Raw genomic sequence first — 1,841 nt, 5'->3', positions numbered from 1 at the left:
CACTGTCCCTGCTCCTGCTCACCGGCTGCACCGCCACCGACGACGGCGTCACCCCGGCGAGCGATGCCGACACCTCCGCGTCGGTCAGCACGATGCCGACGACGCCCACCCCCTCCGTCGACGCGGCTGCGACGAGCCGTGCCGCTGCGTCGTCGCTGGCCGCCTCCTCCGCCGCGCAGAGCTCGCGCGCCGCAGCGTCGTCCTCGAGCGGGGCCGCCGAGTCGCGTGCCGCTGAGGGCTCCCGCAGTGCCGAGCCGGCGGCGCCCGCCGCCCCGGCCGACGTCGAGGGAGACGTGGTCACGGTCGAGTCGATCTCGGACGGCGACACGCTCCGCGTGACCCTCGGCGAGGTGTCCACGCGGGTGCGCCTGCTCAACATCGACACCCCCGAGACCCACCACCCCTCGAAGCCGGTCGAGTGCATGGGACCGGAGGCGACGGCGGCGCTGAAGTCGATGATCAGCCCCGGCGACACGGTGGTGCTGCGGTACGATCGCCGGCTCTACGACCGCTACGACCGCCTCCTCGCCGGCGTGTACGCGCACGACGTCCTGGTCAACGCCGAGATGGCCCGCCTGGGCTACGGCGAGCCGGCGGTCTTCGACGGCAACGACCGTTTCCTGCCCGAGGTCGAGGCGGCGTGGGAGCAGGCCCGGGCGAACGGCGTCGGCAGGTTCTCCGGGGAGTGCGGCGCCGCGGCAGAGCCCATCCCGGAGGCGGCCCCCGCGTCCGGCGACGCGGGGCCGGTGCGCGGAGCCGACTCCGTGTGCCCGGACTCCCACCCGGTCAAGGCCAACGACAACTCGGGCATCTACCACATGCCCGGTCAGCAGCACTACGGCAAGACCAACGCGCGCAACTGCTACGCCTCCGCCGCCGCGGCCCAGGCGGACGGCTACCGGGCGGCCCGGCGCTGAGGGCCCCGCGTCGGGTGCGGTCAGCGGCCCTCGTGGACCGCCCGCAGTTCGTAGCCGCGCTCCTCCACGGCCGTCTGCTTCTCGGCGCGCTTCTCCACCCCGGCCACGTCCTTCGGGGGCAGCTGCACCCGAGCCTCGGCGGGCAGGCCGGCCTCGAGCTGGCGGGCACGCTCCACCTCGGCGTCGACCTCCAGGCCGAGCAGCAGCACGATGTTGAAGATCCACAGGGCGAACAGCAGCGCCATGACCGTGCCGATCGCACCGTACGCCGAGTAGCCGGCGAACTGCGTGAAGTACACGGACAGGGCCACCGCGGCCAGCACCATGCCCACCAGCGCCACGATGTTGCCGGGGCCGAAGAGGTGGAAGCGCGGCTTCTGGACGTTCGGGGTGGTGTAGTACAGGGTCGCGATCAGCACCAGCAGGATCACGACGACGACAGGCCACTTCGCCCACGCCCACACCGGCAGGAACGTGTCCGAGAGGAAGTTCACCACGCCGGTCATGCCGAGCGGCCCGGCGATCGGCTGGAGGAAGCCGTCCACGAGCGAGCGGTTCAGCGCCAGCGAGAGCAGCACGACCACGATGCCCACGATCAGGATGAGCGTGGTGAGCAGGTTGGTCAGCGTCAGCTTCACCAGGCCGCGGCCCTCCTCGTAGCCGTACACCGTGTTGGCCGAGCGGTTGAACGCCTTCACGTACGCGGAGGCGGACCACAGGGCGGTCGCGATGCCGATGATGAGGGCGATGATCCCGCCGCCTGAGCCGGCCGAGTCGCTCATGGTGGTCACCAGGTTCGTGACGAGCGGCTGGTAGTCGCTCGGGACCAGGCCGGTCAGCTCCCCCAGCAGATCGTCGATGGCCCCGCGGTTGGAGGCGAGCACGAGGGACAGGATGGAGAACACGGCCAGCAGGGAAGGAGCC

2 protein-coding genes are annotated in these 1,841 nt (G+C 71.8%); one reads left to right on the top strand and one right to left on the bottom strand.

Going from position 1 to position 1,841, the window contains the following annotated elements; all coding sequences use genetic code 11:
• Positions 1–917, top strand: a 917-nt coding sequence (locus tag ACFWJO_RS38505; protein ID WP_386872844.1) for a thermonuclease family protein, incomplete at its 5' end; no start/stop codon positions are given.
• Positions 918–937: 20 nt separating this feature from the next.
• Here ACFWJO_RS38505 and ACFWJO_RS38500 read toward each other — a convergent pair.
• On the bottom strand, positions 938–1,841 hold a 904-nt coding region (locus ACFWJO_RS38500), incomplete at its 5' end, for a YihY/virulence factor BrkB family protein (RefSeq protein ID WP_386872842.1).

The sequence above is a fragment of the Streptomyces sp. NPDC127092 genome, from assembly GCF_042722475.1.
Lineage (GTDB): Bacteria > Actinomycetota > Actinomycetes > Streptomycetales > Streptomycetaceae > Streptomyces.
The sequence above is the reverse complement of the archived record's forward strand: the minus strand, read 5'-3'. Positions and strand labels throughout refer to the sequence as shown.